This is a genomic window from Dolichospermum sp. UHCC 0352 (assembly GCF_009711925.1).
Taxonomy (GTDB): Bacteria; Cyanobacteriota; Cyanobacteriia; order Cyanobacteriales; family Nostocaceae; genus Dolichospermum; species Dolichospermum lemmermannii.
In genome coordinates this window covers 1-15,818 of the sequence record NZ_VIKY01000125.1, presented here as the reverse complement: position 1 = coordinate 15,818, position 15,818 = coordinate 1, and the positions used below count along the sequence as shown (strand labels likewise).

The following is a 15,818-nucleotide window of genomic DNA, read 5'->3' as shown; positions in this document are numbered from 1 at the left end:
CGGGAGTTATTAATTTCAATTTGTTGGCAATTTTTATATTACTGCCTATATTTATTGCCAACTTAGTTATGTGTTTATATTTAAGCTGTTTCTGTTACTTATTACACTTGTATCTGTACTACAAAATGAAGTGCGGAATGTGGGCTACTAATGTTCTTCCTCCTTTGATTAATCCTCCTGATGGTATTGGTGGTAATCTTAGTTTCCCACCTGGTTTTCTTCCTGGTTTCCCTCTTAGCAATAATACTTTTGGCTGGAAAGTGGTATAATTTGATTCAATAAATTCCCATAACAAAAGCCTCTCAAACTTAATTCAGAGGCTTTCAAGTATTTTTATACTGTTGTGGTGGTACGGTTTCATTACCTTCTCATGGATATTACTGGCGGATGATGGACGAACATCCATCAATGCGGATTTACGAGTTAGAAGATAAACAGGATTAGTAAAGCGAACTACTTGCAGCAGGGCTTACGCGATCACCTTCTTTTCAGCCCTTCCCAAAATAGGAATTAGCCACTCACTAATCACAAGCATCAATTACCTGTTCTTTATTGTGTAAAGAACAATGCCTAATTCAAAACAAGGATGGTAGCCTTTATCCTCTGGTTTATACATAAATAACTTACCAGCAGGACCAACATTGAATTTACTTAATTGCCTACTTAATCTGTGTATCGCCACCTTAAGAGGGGAGTTTTTGCTTGTTCCTCCCTCAAATTGAACTCCATTCTCATAAGTATAATCCCTAACAGATGAAGGATCATGCTCAGGAATATCATCTACTTGCGGTTTTGACTTACGTGGTGAACATTTATAATCTTGCTCACAAATAATTACCGGAGTTTGTAATTCAGTTTTTTTTGCCAAACAAGCTAATATTTGGAAAGCACTTGATTCGGCTTTTATTCCTGATAAAGGATCAAGTTTTTTAGAACCAGGCATTTCTAATAACACAGATTTTTCCTTCGCCCTCTCCCAAAAATTATCTAATATTTTCAGTTTAGCTTTCTCTGATTTACCTTTTTCCAGCAAAGGAGCTATGGACAAATATTGCTTTTTAGGCATATTCATCTGTTCAGCCATAGCCTGACGTTCATCGCTTGTGAACCCTAAACCAATTAAAACTTTTGGTGTGACTACAGAAGTGTTAGCAGATACATTAGGCTGGTTAAGTAAGTTTATTAGCCAGTCGTAAGAACCATCAGGATCTTCCTTTATATCTGATTTGTGAATGACATCAATAACTCCTTTTTGCCTCCGCAATTTTGCTGTTTCCCGTCTAAATAGTTGATTATCACCATCACTCAGAAAAACAGGGGCTGCTGTAACTACAATAATTTGTATATCAGAGCGTTGGGCGCAGATTTCTCGTATCACACCCGTTCCTTGCCATCGTTGGAGTTCTCTTTGCTCCTCAGTTTCAGAAGTAGGCGTAACATAGAGAATCTCATCAATTAGTGCAAACTTGACAGTTGGGTTTGTTTTAGCTATTTTGATAGCTTCTTTGGCATCTTGAGTAGAGTGACAGATAAAACCAGCTTGTTCTAATCGCCGTTCATGTAGCGCTACCCAAAGTTCATCATCATCTAGCACTAAAATACTGAAATCAATCACATTCTCACCTTTTTAATATGAAGAAATAAATTTTTCACCAGTAGATTGTAACAGGTCTTTTAAATGGTTAAATGCTTCTTCTAATCTAGATATTGCCTGATATCTTTGTTCGTTATCCTGAATACTAAGATTATTTAGTGCTGTTTGAAAGTGCTGTTGTAATTGTTGACGCTCATTTCCAATTTTCACGACTGTATGACAAGCTACGCGAGCATCTGCTCGCCATTGTTCAATAGCGTTTTCTATATCTTTTATTCTCTGATCATCTTCATGACTTAGATTTTTAAGATATTTAATATTTTCCAGGCATGATGTTATTTGATTATTCCTTATTTTTTGCATAGCTTGTAATTCTTTCTGCAATAATTTAAGGTTTTCTGGCTCTAATGGGACTAATTCTGCTATCTTATTTAGCAAATCAGGAAGTACCCAAGAACTGCCGAAACAATCATGAGAACCATGTCCAAAACGCAGAACTCGGTACTGCTGTTTTAAGAGTGAAAACGGAGTAGCAGTCAACACTAAAACAGCACCACTGAAGTTTTCTACTCTCAGCATTGGCAGGTGTTTTAACTGGTTTTCTGCCATGATAATGACGGATTGTTTGAAAGCCTTCGATTTATGTAGATGTTCATTTTCATCAATAAATAACGTGGGAATATTATTCAATGTAGAGATAACACTGGCTGTAGCAACACTTGTTAAACTGTCCCTAAAAGCTAAAATTGTATTAAATTGAGATTTAATTTTCCTCACAACTAAATCAATAGATTGTAAACACAGTTGAGTGTTAAGGACTTGATCAGCCGCTACTACTATATTTGGATTGATTTGCTTTTCAGAGAGTGTAGATGAAGCAATATGATGGATTAAAGTTGCAACATCTTGTTTATCACTATTATTTCTCCTGGTTATCTGCCACTCACTATCTAATAAATTTATCAGGTAATCAGCTTGTTTTTGGCTATACTCTGAAATACCCAAACCGTTAAGCCACCATGATGGATGCCATACTTCTTGTTGCTGAGAATATACTGCTAGATAAGTCTGAGAAAGCAATGACAGTGCTGGCAGTAATTCTAAAGTTTTACAGCAGATAAGAGGCAAACTTAAGGATTTTCCAGTTACATAGTCAGCTATCTCTTCAATATCTTGTAGTTTAATTGCAAAATTTGGCGCTGTTGGACGTAATATTGGCAAAATACCTTCTTTAACTTCAGGATTGCCAGGAGTATTAAACTCAAAAATATGTTGAGAATTTAAATTACAACTACGCCAAAGTTGTTCATCACTAGAATGAAAAAATATAGCATCTATGAATGTAGGTAATTTGCTTTTGGGAATAATTACCCCTTCTGTATCGCTATGGTTAAATTTTCTATAATCACTGTTGGATGCAATGATGTATACTTCAGCAAAATTATTTAATAAAGCTTTTGCCCAAAGAGAATTTCTATTATCTCTGCAAATCACACAAGCAGTTAGGTAAGGTTGAATTAATTGTATGTTATTCATAATTGATGTAATGTTGGTGTTAGTTTACTTTGTAGAAGCAATTACTATTGTGTCTGCTTCCATGTATACAACTCCCGGACTCATAAATCCACTTTCACTAATTGCCATTTGGCACCATAAATTCAAAATAGTAGTCCTAGTATTTTTAGCAATTTGTGACATATTTATTGTTGGCTGTTGAAATGTTTTACTATTAATTTTCGCTAGACTGTCTGGACTATCTAACGATGGTTTTTGAGCATTCCAGTTAAGTTGTATTTTTAAAACTCTACCTGCTTCATAAAAGCATACACTACGTACTAAAGATTTTCCGGATGAGCTTTCTTGATTTGTATGGCGTGGGGTAAATAGACAAATAAATAAGTCATAGAGAGCAATAGCTGAAGTGCGTGCCGTTTCTTGCTCCTGTAAAGCGAAAATTGGACTACTAGCGTGTGAACAAGCAATCCAAGTTTCAGGGTCATTTATGAAAATATCTGCATTTCCGTAAACTTTTTGATGAGCCATTAATGCTATAATATAAGCAGAGCCAACGCAAAGATTACGCTTTGCACTATTGTTGGTTTGACCACAAAAAAAAGCACCAGTCAGACATTTTAGTGACTCATGAATATTATTAGCTGATGCCTCATTTTCCCACCAAGCGTTAGGTAGATTAATGTATAAGGCATCGGTGATTTTCCTTTTGTATTCACTAGCGTGAAAAAAATCATTATCGTCTTTTGACTCAAATAAGAATTTTCTCACTTCTCCAAAGTTATGCTTCACTAGGATTGTTGTATCATCGCTTAAAAACCATCTATCCGAGTAACGCCATAGTCGGTATAGAGGATGTTCGTCAATATCTAACCAAGACAAAAAAGCTTCAGGTAGTTGCTTATAATCCTGCTTACAAGAGTGAATTAATGGTTTTGAAAAACATTCTAAATCATAAGGGTTAGGTATATCTTCCCCAGAACTAGCACCAGCAATACTTAAATGAGCAATTTTTTTTGCTCTTAGAGGTTGATGTTCTTGCCAATAATCCACAAAATCTATCCCATGTGCGTTACTTCTCGTAGTTTGCTGACCATGATAATAATCTACTAGTAAGTATAGCTTATAATTTTGAAATTGTAGTTCTCTTATCCAAGCTTGGATAGTCTCAACAATTAATTGAATATCTTGAGTTTGAGGTGATTGAGGTAAGTCAAAAAAACCAATTGCTAGAATATCATCACGACGGCTCAGTTTATCAAAAATTACTTTTAAACCATAGCCATGTGCATTTGGAGGAGAATCATATTCAACCAATTTAAAACTGTCATCAACAACAATTACTACTTTTTGTCCTTGCTCTTGATTCCAGACATATCCTAAGCATTGGTCATTTTGATTTAAATATTGTCTTATTACTGTCATAAATATAGGACTCCTATTTTATTTTTGAACAAAACTCTGTACACTTTAATATTCTGAAATCCTCTTGCTTTCCTACGGAAGTAATTTCAGGAATCAAACCGAATTTCTATATTACTTTTTATTAATAACTGTATACCATAAATCATCTTCTACTGGTGGCACTACAATCTCTAAAATGTCTTGCATACGATTATTTAAAGACTGATAAAATGTCATATCTCTTGGTTCTTCTTGTTGTAATAGTTTGAGTTGTTTGCGATTTTTAATAATTACTTTATCTTTCTCTACTTGTATCAGTAAATATGGACCTGATTGACCAGCACATTTAGCACGGAAGGCATGATATGCTGCTTGCCAAAAACAATGATGAAAACAAATAGCAAAACCTCTCCATCGTAACCAATCTGGACTATCCCCATCTGACCATTCAATAGCTGCTTCTAAAGAACTTTCAAATACCTCATTACTAAATATGGAGACTGGTTTTAAACTTGCTGAAATTTCCAAGGCTTTATCGACTGTTTTTGTATCAACTTTTTGAGTTTCAATATCACTTGTTTCTTCTAAGGTGCGAGTGTATGTTGCACGTCGTAAAGCATGACGTAGACTAATATTAATCAACTCATAAAAAACCTGTTTATTGGTTAAAGTCTCCCATTCAGGAAAATCAGGTTCTGGTTCTTCAGAAATATTTTTTGACGCTTTAAGGTCAAAGTTACCCCAAATCTCTATTAAGGATTTCAATTGCCAAAGAGATGATTTTGTTCTCGGTTTCAGGGATTCTTTTGCCGGATCATCCCAAACTTCAGCTACTAAACCAGCCGCTTGATGTGCTATTTGTCTAGATTGTTCTTCTCTACCCCGCATTTGAATTTTCTCAGCTTCTTTTTTCCTTAAAAGTAGTTCTTCATATAAACCGGGAATATTAATACCTACTATCTTTTTCTGCCCATCCAATTCTTCTTTAATTAAATTTCTATGTTTTTCTGTTAACCATGTGGGTCCATAAATATCGACACCATGTTCAGAATAAACTAACATAGTATTAGTCGAAGATTTATTGGTATTTTCTCCGGTTTTAGCAACATTAAAGTTCACAAAATAATCTTTTACTGTTTCTAGGAATAAATCGGGTAAACTTAGGCTATTTTTCAACTTCTCCTCTATTTTTGATAAAGCATCAAATTTCAGAGAAAATTTCAGCGTCTCTGAGACTGTTTGAATAACATTATAAAGTTTAAAATACTTTTCTCTTTGAAAAATTTCTGGTTTTTCTGGATATCTTGCATCCCGTTTAGCAAATAAATATGCCATGCCAGCAAACCAGTAGTTATCAATGATTAATGGAAAATGAATCAGATAATTATCTAAAAAGTCTGGATGTTCATTAGTGTAGGTAGTTTTATGAATTAAAGACTTCTCTACACAAGCGAACCAGGCTTGAGAAGGGTCATTATATAATTGCCTCGTCCAAATCTTGCCATTTCTAAGTCGGCTTTTTTCAATTTCTGTTAAATGCGATAGTCCTAGATTATCAGCCATTGTTAATAACATATCTTTGGTGTTGGGTTGGTTTTGACAAATAAACAACCCATCAATCATTTTCTGGAATTTATTTAAATCTTCTTCTTGACTACCCACTTTTTCTTGACTACCCAAAGGACGTAAATTACCTAGTTTCCAGGCTTCATAAATAATAGCACTAGCACCAAAATTAGTAGGAATAAATTCTATTTCGTACCGCGTAATTAATTTTTTAATTATCTGTTTTATTTCATCTAATTCATCTTTGTCTAGAATTTCATCTGGCTCTAATTTTTTGATTCTATCGTAATAAATTCTGTCTAAACGCTGCATGACTTCCGCCATATCTGATATACCAAACTTATCAGTTTCTTGGGTTTCCCACTTAACTGATTGCCAGTCTAAATTCCGAAATTCAGCATTCTCATATAATCTCTTGACATCATCTAATAATGATTCTGGTTGAAAAGTGTTGAATAATTGGTCAGAAACATGAGGATCAAATCTTCTTCTAATAACTGTTTCTTCTTGATTCTGATATTTATAATTAAATAAAATCTCAAAAATCAAAAAGTTAGGGTGATAATTATTAATAGAGTCGTTAAACTGGACATACCTTGCAGATTCAGCATCAGTCATAGAGAAAACTGCTAAAGCTTCTTGAATCCTTTCAACATAACTGGAAAAATATGGGTTAGAAGTCATAAAGAATTTAGCCACTTACTTTTTATTACACTCCTCTTTGGAGATTATACCAGTTCAATATGTTATCCTATCCACAGTAAATATAAAAATTTACATATAGACAATACTTTAGCCAATTTTCAAAATATAGGTCTGAAACCCAATAAAATCGTGAAGATATCAATAGGGTTTCAGGGGTTTGGCTAAGGTATTGATAGAGATATAATTATAGTTACAGCATAGATGTATTTCCCGCTTCGTAAACGCTAATAATTTTCTTACGCAGATATGCCGAGTAGAGTTTTGTCTTATTTTTTACTTTTATCTTCTCAATTATTGTACCAAACCGTTACACAAAGTGCTGTATTTTTCGTTGTTCAGCATATTTTTATATTGATATTCGTCCCAAGTACAGTTAGGATCTTTCACGTTGTAATCATCGTATACCGCCTTAGCTAAAAGAGAATCTCCACCTAAACAATGAGAAAAACAAGCTTTATGACGGCAACTTGACTGGTCGTAACTCATAATTGCATGATAAAAAGGTGAGTTTATTGCTAATGCTTTGTGGTAAATATTTTGGATATCTTCCATCTGAATATTGCTGACAGCTAGGTGAGTATAATCTTTTTGGGTTAAAGGTTCACATCCTCCGACTACATAACCATCTGATGAAATCCGCAAAGTGTGTCGCCAGTATTCAGGAATTAATTCTGGGCGAAGTGTGATGGTTATAGAGTCATTAATGTGAATATTTTGATATAAGTGTCCATATTCATCTTGACGAATCTTTTCTGGAATTAGCCAACCACTTTCTATTAAAGCTGGAATAAAGGCAGCACAATAAGCACAAATTTCTACTAAAATCGTGACTGATTTAGAAATTTTAATTGGCTGAAGAGATTGAGATAAGCTGTCTAAAAAGACTACTATATCCTTGGATTGTAGCTGGTAGTTTTGCATTTTTACAGCCATCAAAGGACCAATATCAAACCATTGTATTTCTTCTTCAATAATAAGTTTATGAATTAGTTTAATAACTGAATCATCATTGAAGCGGTGGAGTGTAGTAGCTACAATTACTCTTTTGGCTAACTGGTGATTTACAGCAATTCTTAAGTTTTTTAAGACTAAATCAAATTTACCTTTTCCTCTAATTGCATCATGTTCATCACGTAAGCCGTCTAATGAAATATCTAAATAATCGAGTTGAATTTGCTCTAAATTATCAGCATATTTATCAATAGCTAAACCATTAGTAACTCCACCCATCTTGATTTGGGGATATTTTGTGCGAAGTTTAGCTATATGTTCAAACAAGGGGATTGAACGGTTGGGAGTAAGAGCATCTCTATCTGTGACTGCAATTAATCTTGTACCCATTTGCTCGATCATTTTTGTGACTGTGTTTAGTAAGATTGGCATGGGTGTTAATTGGCTGATCATAGCGCCACTTTCATAACCCAAAAAGCAATGTTGGCATTCTAATCCACAAGTATTGCCTATACCTAGTTCTAACTGTATAAGACCTGATGTTTCAACTAAATTTTGATAAAGTTGATAACTAGTAATTTGTTTTTGACCTACTGATAACCATTGTCTGACTATATTGATATCATAACCAATAGCATCATTGTGCTTTGCATATACTCCTCCTTTACTAGCTGCTAGAGACATATAAAACTAACCTCCTCATTCACCTCCTCAAACTTGGTTAATCCTCTAAAAGAAATTTAGTTTTGAAAATTGCTAGATTCTTCTTTAAGTTTTGTAAAATTGGTAAAGAGTGATCTCCTTTGTCTAGCGAGATGATTGTATACTTGTCCACTTCTTATAAAACCTCCGATTTAGAGACGAAAATTATGTAACAATTAACCAAGTTACAACAAAACTTATTTTTAGCATTAAATTCTCTATCTATTACCCCATTAGGGATGCAAGCGATACCCCAGATAAAAGCTTGTAACCAGGTTACAAGAACTGACTTGCTAATTCTGCCTCTGTAGAGTCTATACAAGCAACTTTCTGAAAATTTTCATCGATTAACCTCAAGAATCGATACTTGTAACTGCTGATGTTGTCTATTGTGGTAGGTGATGCAGTTTGACACACTACCACAATTTAGATTATCTTCTAGGACAAGAATCGGACGTTAAGCAATTAAGGATTTTGCCATCCTTCATATGCAGCAAGCACTATGTCAATTGCAGGGTGACTGCACAATTGCTTAAATGCTTCAGTTCCACCAGATTTAATGGCAGAAACAATCTTAGCCTTAAGTTCTGGTCTCTTTTCAATTTCCCGCTTCAAAGCCTCAGCAAATCGCTGTTTTTGCCAATCAGTTTCGATAGAATAGATTGGTGATACAACATCAACTATCGCATTCATTTCCTGGGCAGATTCTACTACATCCGGGTTGGTGAAATAATTATTTTGTACTCCGATTTGCTCTCCTTCAACTTTATCTTCGTTGAAGAAGACACCATTGCTATTGGATACATAAATGTGCTTAATAGTCATTTTATTTTCCTTATCTGAATGAATGTTGATGGTGAATAAGACCATACTAAAATCAACCCGAAGGTTTTTTACTAGTTGAAAAAATTGTGCTAATGGAGTTTTTCCCCTATTAATCTTGTTTACCTTATGAGTCTGTTGATTGAGATTTATGATAAGATTAATTACTCGCTCATAAGTTTCCTCCTGGTTGTGGTCTATTTCCTGTTTATTAATGACTTCAATTACACCAGGCAGAACTTTTAAAGATACAAATTCTCTCCAAAATCCTGGTTCATTCAGCTTACCTTTGTTGTAAGGTGAGGCGGTGATGAAGATAAACCTAGTAGCTATACCACGATTAATAAGTTCACGGATAACGCCTCTTCCTTGCAAGCGTTGTAATTCTCCTTCTTGCCCAAGAGTAAATAAAATTTCATCAATCAGGGCTATCTTGATGTTGTATTTTGTGGCAAAGTCTATAGCTTCAATTGAATTTTTGGTAGCATAGCAACTGATTCCTGCATTTTCTAACTGGCTTTTATGTAACGCCAGCCATTCTTCACTGTCGTCTAAAATTAGCACTTGAGGATTCATCGAGATAACCACAAAAAAGTTTTTCCAGTTTTCGTAACTGTTATGCCAAATATGGGTTTATTTACCCCACAACCCATATAAATAAAGGATTTTATTGTTTTTGATACCAAATTTGTCAAAATAACCAATGAATTAACGTAAAATCCTTATACAACAAAGATTTTGGGATTTAAGAAAATAATTTAGCATAACAAGTACCGAAGAGCCAAAAGTTTTTCCAGTTTTCGTAACTGTGACTGTTGACGATCTGAATCAGGTTAATTCTACTTATCGTCTTCGTCACAATTATTTAGGTTACAAATAACACGAAAAAACTGTTATCTAAGGGAAATTCTTGTACAGCCTGGCTCTTAAGATACTAAATACAGTAATCTCATGAAACCAAGTTACAGGTATAATTTCAAATTTTATTTGTAGAATATTGATACACGCTGCATTTAGTAAGATTTTCATTTGATACCAAAGCTAGAGTTTGCATTTTTGACTAAGTAACTAGGCGATGTTCCGAAGGAGCCGTCCAAAAGATGTTCGCTTTTAGGCTAACAGTCGAGAGTGTTGAACTGTCTATTTATAATTAACTGCAAAGTACCCTGTTGATATACCTTTTATAACCATTGTTTCCAGAGTGTATCAAAATATTGGGGGTCAGTGCTTGTTCAGATTTCCTGGAATTTATTGATCAAGGGGATTCCAGCATATCTCAGTACAATTCCTAGAGGAAAAATCAAATGCAGTAGAATCTCAGAGATGGCAACAAAATTTACTCATTACTTATTAATTCATCCCATATTTGGTTAATTTTGGCGTTTATTGCATCCATTGTGATGGATTTACCTTTATAATTAAGACGCTTACAGGCTTCATAAAACAAAATCATTTGCTCGACTTGTGCGCCCTCGAAAAAACAACAACACCAAAGCGCGGTAGCGTTTTTACTACAAATTATTTGTAATTCTGGCGTTTAAAATAATGGGTTCAAAATTTTCGTGTCATAATTAAGCGTTCACGAAATTTACCGTAGGTAATTGCCTATTGATAGACTTGTTAAAAACTTTACTCTTATCAAAGGAATTGCTGCTTGCAACGGCACAATTGAACGACCAATTAAATTAATTGCTTCCCTACGTCCCGGTGTGTTTCTAGGAACTCCACAATCTAATGGGGGGTTATTCTTTTTCCACCACCCTGAATAAGACAATCCAGATAACCAGATGGGAACCCCATCTTCCACAGTGCTGCTTTGACTGAAAGCTTGCGAACTGCTTGCAGCAGCGCTTCGCTATCGCTTTCCAAACGACCTTGTTCTTTCAATATCCTCTCCAATTTGTTCGCTCCAGCATTTCCACCCTTCCCGTTGCTGCAAGGATAAGTGGTTAGTGTGGGCAACAACGAATATCCTTTTACGAAGGTGCGGCGCTCCAAACTCCGATGCCGAGATAATTTCAACTTCTGTAGAGTATCCTGCCATTCTGAGTCCTCCAAGGCACGCTCGTAATCCTCTATGGATGAATCCTTCAGGTTGCTCAATAACGACAAATTTGGGCTTGCCAATGCAGATACACCGGAGGGCTTCAAACCATAAGTTTGACTCTGGGTGTGCAAGTCCGGTTCTTTTACCTGCGTTAGATGTGCCTGTGCATGGGTGGGAAACGAAATAGACATCTATATTTTGCGGTGGTGTGTAAGTTTTAATATCAGAGTGAATAGGAATTAGTGGATAGTGTGAACGTAATACTTGTTGAGCAGAAGGAAGAATCTCTACAAATTGGTAAGTTGTGAAAACCTGATAACCATAAATTTGTTCAAGAATTTCAGTAGCTAATTCCCACGCACCAATTCCAGCAAAGTAATCAATACAAGTGAGCATAATAAAATTATTTCTGTGCTACCGCCTTTAGAGTTTGCTGTTGTTATTTAGAGCCATGAAATTAGTTAAATCAGTTGAACCACCAATGGACAGTAATAGGTTAAAGATGCTTGAAAATGATGTCGCAGAAATCTTGGAGAAAATCAGAAACTTATCCACAAAATATCCTAGCGATTCTCTTGAACAGTCTGCAATTTCTATCCAGCTAGAATTAGAAAGCTTTGTATATACCGCTAAGAAACAAGCCATTCTAAGATAACTTGAAATGGCTCGATAGCTAGGATACTTGAAATGGAAAAAATGGGAATAGTTAGAGGCTATTCCCTGTTATTTAGGGTGTTTTAGTAATAATAGAATTATATCATGAACAGAATCAATTTTGCAGGAATTGAAGGTGAAGTTAAAAGTGTTTCACCTCATGGAAATTATTTGACAATTAAACTTAGCGATAGCGAAGCGCTCCGTAGGAATCGCATTACAATTGTCGGAACTTTCAGTAATCGCTTTCACTGGGAAGAGTCGCCTGATTCTGATTCTGGATTCAAGAGCTTTATTACCTATATCGGGTTAAAATCTTATTCAGAATATCAACACTTTGCTGAATGGGTTGCATTGAATAATGGGTATTTTGAAGGTGACGACGGAACTCCAAGAGAAGCCAAGCGTGTTAAACATCCTAGCTTTCCATTGGAGATAAAAGTTAGAGGTTTAATAGCTGAGTCAGTTTTTGAATTAGTGCAGATGTAATAACAAAACAAGTTGGTGTTATTGATTTTTTAGTAACACCAACTGAAAACATGATTTTTCTTTGCTACCGCTTTTAGTTTGTGATTTGTTTATAAGTGAGAAACAATGAGTTTGTAATTGTTTGCCAAACAACGAAATTCTGAATAATTTAGTTTAGACAAGAGGTGAATCAAATGTATATTGAAGCATCAGAAGCTTGGTGTTTTGCTGAAGAATTGTCAAATAAAATCATTAATGGTGTTTGGAGTGATGTTGTTAAAAAGCTCAAACAATTAAACCCCATGCAGTCAATTTATGTATTTGATTTGATAGTTAAGAATAAAATGCTTAATCAATCAAATATTGACAGTCTTGTAAGAGTAATTTCTAATCATCTAAATGATAAGGATGAATAGATAATTTAACGTCACTGCTAGTTAATTTTGGCAGTGAATTAATTAATAAAATAAAGGAAATTATGATTAAAATAATCAATGGTAAACGTGACGGTTTTATTGGTCAAGATAAAATTTATATTGGTAGACTTAATAAGTTTTATGGTTTACAAGAAAGTTCTTTACATAATCCATTTAAAGTCAGCAGCGAGAAAGAAAGAGTTGAAAGTTGTAAAATGTTCGATAAATATTTGTACGACAAAGTTAAACTTTGGATGAATGAGGGAATACTTGATGAAACAACAATCGCTCTTAGGAATATATGCTTTAAAGTTCTTGAAGGTGTAAATGTAATCTTAACTTGTTGGTGTAGTCCTTTGCAATGTCATGGGGATGGAATTATTAGGTGTGTGAATTGGATAATTCAGCAAGATTGGTTTAAACAAGCGTATAGCGAGTATTATAAGTGATTTTATTTTGGTAGCATTTGCAAATTATTGTGAGTGCTACCGCTAATTGGTGTTGTTTTTGAGGTGGAATTTGATTATGTCTGATAATAATGCACCAATGCTGTTAGAAATTTACGAGAAATTAGGAGTTACAAATCAGTTAGATGCTTTGAATGCTATCGCTGACTTAAAAACAATTAATTCAAGTATGGAGGCAGAAATTCATACGATCTTAAATATTGACTTTGGAATTCAGGGATACTATCTCAAGGATAAGTGTACTTCTGAAAAGCTAAAAATACTTTCCATTATTGGAAAAAGATTACAAAAAGTAACTGACATTTCTAAAATTCCAGAATTAGTATCTATTGAGAATTTGCCAAAGTAAGTAGCTGATATCAAAGTCCTGGTTCTTGTAGAATCGGGGCTTTTTAAAAAGCTATTGCCAAATAGTGATGTTGTTGTAAAACTATTGCTGTTAAATAAACCTTAATGAAATCTCTAATATTTTTTGGAGGTTTCATTGAATATTTATTTCAGCATTTTATTAAATATGGACGCTACCGCGAAGAGATTTTGGGAGTCAATTGATTCCTTTTCTTTTTTTTCTTTCATTTTATTTTCTTTTAGGAGTTTCATCATGGCTATTAAATTTGTCACAAAATCTCAACAAGAAGTTCAAGTTATTGAAAAGCAACGTTTAACTTTATTAGATGCTATTCGAGTTATGAGTTGGGAACAGCATAAGCTTGATAATCCTAATTATAAACGTGGCTTAGAAGGTTATAATACAGAATTTGGTGATGAATGGAAAATAGATCCAATTCACGATAAATCTTTAGATGAATTGATTGAATTTATCCAAGAGTTAGGTTTTACCGTTGATGAGTTGTTAAGTGTCAGATCAGAACATTATTCTGAGAAGAAACTAATTCAAGAACGAGTAGCAGCTAAGAAAGCTAGAGAGTTTGGTTATGAGACTAGTCAAACGAATGGCTTTAAAGAAAGTGAAGATGGAGATGGAGATGATGAATATGGGTATCCTCCATACTAAATCTTTGCTTGATTGATTTAATAGTTTCTAATCTCTATATGAGGTTAGAAGCTTTTTTTTTAATTACAACTGGAGGAAAATAATGGTCAAGTTCGTAAGAAAATTTAAACAACAGCCGATTGATAGAAAACCTGGAGAAACACCAGTTCAAGCAGCATTCAGAAAATTAGCGGAAAATACTAAATATTTCAATGAAGTAATTAAACCACATTTAGAACAATTAGTATCATGTTATCCCGATAAATACATATTTTTGTATTATCACGATAAATGTATGATTTTTGATGGTAATTATTACGTTAAAAACAGAGAATTTAGAAGCATTTCTGACAATGAAATATATGACAAAATTGGTCAGATTTTAGCAACAATATAGATTCTGATTTTGAATAGCTCTGATTCCTATAGGAATTGGGGCTTTTTTTTAATGAATTACTAAATTTTTTACGATATTGCAGCTACCGCTAAGAGAATTTAGTTTATTTTTTTAGGACATCTTTATGCTACATCTACAACAATATCTTTCCGAATCTCAACAACAAGAAATTTTACAACATTGTAGAGAAATTGGTAAGCGATCGCCTCTTTTCAGTCCGACAATGAAAAATGGCTCTCCCTTTAATTATCAAATGACCAATTGTGGTAAAGTTGGCTGGATTTCTGACCAAAATGGTTATCGGTATGATGATAAACATCCTGTAACTAATAAACCTTGGCAGCCAATTCCAGGAGTTATCAGAAATTTAGCTAAATCTCTAGCAGCAGAAGTTGGAGATTATAACTATAAACCTGAGACTTGTTTGATTAATTATTATACTCAGAGTAGTAAATTAGGACTTCATCAAGATAACACTGAAGTTAATCAAAAATCACCAATCATTAGTATTAGTTTAGGTGATGATGGAATCTTTCTCATAGGTGGTAAACGTAGAAAAGATCCTACCAAAGAGATTATCTTGAAAAGTGGCGATATCTTGATTTTACATGGCGAATTTAGGATGTTTTATCACGGCATTAAAGGCATAATTCATGGTACATCTAATCTTCTCAAATCTGGAGGAAGATTAAATTTGACTATCAGACAAGTTTATTAAATTGTGAATAGCTTAAATAGCGATTACTCCTATTCAAAGAAGTAATCGTTATTTTTTTCATAATTTTTACGATAGTAACGCTACCGCGAAGAGAATTTGTTTTTAATGTTTTACTAAGGTTTAAACTAATGTTTTACCAGCATCCAGAAATCAAAGGTTCTATCCGTAATCTTCGCCAGTATTATCGTGAATCAGCGGGAATGAATGTGTTTTCTTATGACATATATCTCAATGATAAGCTAGTTTTGAGTGAAGATTTTGATTTTTCTTCTCAATCTCGTGAGCAAGCTTTAAGTTCAGCTATCGCTAGAGGTAATAGAATCAGACAAGATGAATTAATCAAGCATGAATTAGCTGCTGTAGGCAATAACCTTTATGTCAAATGGTGTACGGATTTGACA

Annotated in this window: 17 protein-coding genes and 1 pseudogene; 11 read left to right on the top strand and 7 right to left on the bottom strand. The window is 34.2% G+C overall.

What is annotated here, in order from left to right; all coding sequences use genetic code 11:
- Positions 1 to 137: 137 nt before the first annotated feature.
- On the top strand, positions 138 to 269 hold the full coding sequence (locus FJR06_RS24675; protein WP_256369493.1) for a hypothetical protein: 132 nt from the start codon (positions 138 to 140) through the stop codon (positions 267 to 269).
- Positions 270 to 538: 269 nt separating this feature from the next.
- Here the strand turns inward: FJR06_RS24675 and FJR06_RS08400 are convergent, their stop codons facing one another.
- The 6 genes from FJR06_RS08400 to FJR06_RS08375 all read right to left on the bottom strand — a co-directional run bounded on the left by FJR06_RS08400 (position 539) and on the right by FJR06_RS08375 (position 9,832).
- Positions 539 to 1,615 carry a response regulator gene (locus FJR06_RS08400; RefSeq protein ID WP_015080848.1) on the bottom strand — a complete coding sequence of 359 codons (1,077 nt, stop codon included), beginning with the start codon at positions 1,613 to 1,615 and terminating at the stop codon, positions 539 to 541.
- Positions 1,616 to 1,627: 12 nt separating this feature from the next.
- Complete coding sequence (locus FJR06_RS08395) at positions 1,628 to 3,130, bottom strand: hypothetical protein (protein ID WP_015080849.1); 1,503 nt, start codon at positions 3,128 to 3,130, stop codon at positions 1,628 to 1,630.
- 24 nt (positions 3,131 to 3,154) lie between these two features.
- Complete coding sequence (locus FJR06_RS08390) at positions 3,155 to 4,531, bottom strand: hypothetical protein (protein WP_015080850.1); 1,377 nt, start codon at positions 4,529 to 4,531, stop codon at positions 3,155 to 3,157.
- 111 nt (positions 4,532 to 4,642) lie between these two features.
- The gene (locus FJR06_RS08385; RefSeq protein ID WP_168651228.1) at positions 4,643 to 6,760 is read right to left on the bottom strand and encodes a hypothetical protein; all 2,118 of its coding nucleotides are present in this window, start codon (positions 6,758 to 6,760) and stop codon (positions 4,643 to 4,645) included.
- A 312-nt stretch (positions 6,761 to 7,072) separates the two neighbouring features.
- A complete protein-coding gene (locus FJR06_RS08380) occupies positions 7,073 to 8,416 on the bottom strand; it encodes a radical SAM protein (protein WP_015080852.1) in 1,344 nt (447 codons plus the stop codon).
- 483 nt (positions 8,417 to 8,899) lie between these two features.
- Entirely contained in the window at positions 8,900 to 9,832 is a 933-nt protein-coding gene (locus tag FJR06_RS08375) for a response regulator (protein WP_015080853.1), read from the bottom strand.
- Positions 9,833 to 10,857: 1,025 nt separating this feature from the next.
- On the opposite strand from FJR06_RS08375, the gene FJR06_RS08370 reads away from it, so the two are divergent.
- Positions 10,858 to 11,025 carry a hypothetical protein gene (locus tag FJR06_RS08370; RefSeq protein ID WP_168651227.1) on the top strand — a complete coding sequence of 56 codons (168 nt, stop codon included), beginning with the start codon at positions 10,858 to 10,860 and terminating at the stop codon, positions 11,023 to 11,025.
- Between the two features lie 86 nt (positions 11,026 to 11,111).
- Here the strand turns inward: FJR06_RS08370 and FJR06_RS08365 are convergent, their stop codons facing one another.
- Complete coding sequence (locus tag FJR06_RS08365; protein WP_168651226.1) at positions 11,112 to 11,699, bottom strand: DNA cytosine methyltransferase; 588 nt, start codon at positions 11,697 to 11,699, stop codon at positions 11,112 to 11,114.
- A 55-nt stretch (positions 11,700 to 11,754) separates the two neighbouring features.
- On the opposite strand from FJR06_RS08365, the gene FJR06_RS08360 reads away from it, so the two are divergent.
- From FJR06_RS08360 to FJR06_RS08320, 9 genes and pseudogenes are all read left to right on the top strand, one after another.
- The gene (locus FJR06_RS08360) at positions 11,755 to 11,958 is read left to right on the top strand and encodes a hypothetical protein (protein WP_254433087.1); all 204 of its coding nucleotides are present in this window, start codon (positions 11,755 to 11,757) and stop codon (positions 11,956 to 11,958) included.
- A 104-nt stretch (positions 11,959 to 12,062) separates the two neighbouring features.
- A complete protein-coding gene (locus tag FJR06_RS08355) occupies positions 12,063 to 12,446 on the top strand; it encodes a hypothetical protein (RefSeq protein ID WP_168651224.1) in 384 nt (127 codons plus the stop codon).
- Between the two features lie 173 nt (positions 12,447 to 12,619).
- Positions 12,620 to 12,841 (top strand): hypothetical protein, encoded by a 222-nt coding sequence (locus FJR06_RS08350; RefSeq protein WP_168651223.1) that lies wholly within the window; start codon positions 12,620 to 12,622, stop codon positions 12,839 to 12,841.
- A gap of 62 nt (positions 12,842 to 12,903) precedes the next feature.
- A complete protein-coding gene (locus tag FJR06_RS08345; protein ID WP_015081244.1) occupies positions 12,904 to 13,290 on the top strand; it encodes a DUF4326 domain-containing protein in 387 nt (128 codons plus the stop codon).
- A 76-nt stretch (positions 13,291 to 13,366) separates the two neighbouring features.
- The gene (locus FJR06_RS08340; RefSeq protein ID WP_015081243.1) at positions 13,367 to 13,657 is read left to right on the top strand and encodes a hypothetical protein; all 291 of its coding nucleotides are present in this window, start codon (positions 13,367 to 13,369) and stop codon (positions 13,655 to 13,657) included.
- A gap of 252 nt (positions 13,658 to 13,909) precedes the next feature.
- Entirely contained in the window at positions 13,910 to 14,323 is a 414-nt protein-coding gene (locus FJR06_RS08335) for a hypothetical protein (protein ID WP_041458088.1), read from the top strand.
- 82 nt (positions 14,324 to 14,405) lie between these two features.
- Entirely contained in the window at positions 14,406 to 14,699 is a 294-nt protein-coding gene (locus FJR06_RS08330; RefSeq protein WP_015080860.1) for a hypothetical protein, read from the top strand.
- Positions 14,700 to 14,823: 124 nt separating this feature from the next.
- Positions 14,824 to 15,417, top strand: a complete 594-nt coding sequence (locus FJR06_RS08325; RefSeq protein WP_015080861.1) for an alpha-ketoglutarate-dependent dioxygenase AlkB — start codon at positions 14,824 to 14,826, stop codon at positions 15,415 to 15,417.
- Between the two features lie 128 nt (positions 15,418 to 15,545).
- A pseudogene (locus tag FJR06_RS08320) lies at positions 15,546 to 15,818 on the top strand (hypothetical protein); the annotation flags it as partial.

Bases quoted from the DNA above. Each gene is read 5' to 3' on its own strand.
- FJR06_RS08385 (WP_168651228.1), bottom strand. From the start codon at position 6,760: ATGACTTCTAACCCATATTTTTCCAGTTATGTTGAAAGGATTCAAGAA.
- FJR06_RS08390 (WP_015080850.1), bottom strand. From the start codon at position 4,531: ATGACAGTAATAAGACAATATTTAAATCAAAATGACCAATGCTTAGGA.
- FJR06_RS08350 (WP_168651223.1), top strand. From the start codon at position 12,620: ATGTATATTGAAGCATCAGAAGCTTGGTGTTTTGCTGAAGAATTGTCA.
- FJR06_RS08330 (WP_015080860.1), top strand. From the start codon at position 14,406: ATGGTCAAGTTCGTAAGAAAATTTAAACAACAGCCGATTGATAGAAAA.
- FJR06_RS08355 (WP_168651224.1), top strand. From the start codon at position 12,063: ATGAACAGAATCAATTTTGCAGGAATTGAAGGTGAAGTTAAAAGTGTT.
- FJR06_RS08380 (WP_015080852.1), bottom strand. From the start codon at position 8,416: ATGTCTCTAGCAGCTAGTAAAGGAGGAGTATATGCAAAGCACAATGAT.
- FJR06_RS08340 (WP_015081243.1), top strand. From the start codon at position 13,367: ATGTCTGATAATAATGCACCAATGCTGTTAGAAATTTACGAGAAATTA.
- FJR06_RS08375 (WP_015080853.1), bottom strand. From the start codon at position 9,832: ATGAATCCTCAAGTGCTAATTTTAGACGACAGTGAAGAATGGCTGGCG.
- FJR06_RS08345 (WP_015081244.1), top strand. From the start codon at position 12,904: ATGATTAAAATAATCAATGGTAAACGTGACGGTTTTATTGGTCAAGAT.
- FJR06_RS08325 (WP_015080861.1), top strand. From the start codon at position 14,824: ATGCTACATCTACAACAATATCTTTCCGAATCTCAACAACAAGAAATT.
- FJR06_RS24675 (WP_256369493.1), top strand. From the start codon at position 138: ATGTGGGCTACTAATGTTCTTCCTCCTTTGATTAATCCTCCTGATGGT.
- FJR06_RS08335 (WP_041458088.1), top strand. From the start codon at position 13,910: ATGGCTATTAAATTTGTCACAAAATCTCAACAAGAAGTTCAAGTTATT.
- FJR06_RS08365 (WP_168651226.1), bottom strand. From the start codon at position 11,699: ATGCTCACTTGTATTGATTACTTTGCTGGAATTGGTGCGTGGGAATTA.
- FJR06_RS08395 (WP_015080849.1), bottom strand. From the start codon at position 3,130: ATGAATAACATACAATTAATTCAACCTTACCTAACTGCTTGTGTGATT.
- FJR06_RS08360 (WP_254433087.1), top strand. From the start codon at position 11,755: ATGAAATTAGTTAAATCAGTTGAACCACCAATGGACAGTAATAGGTTA.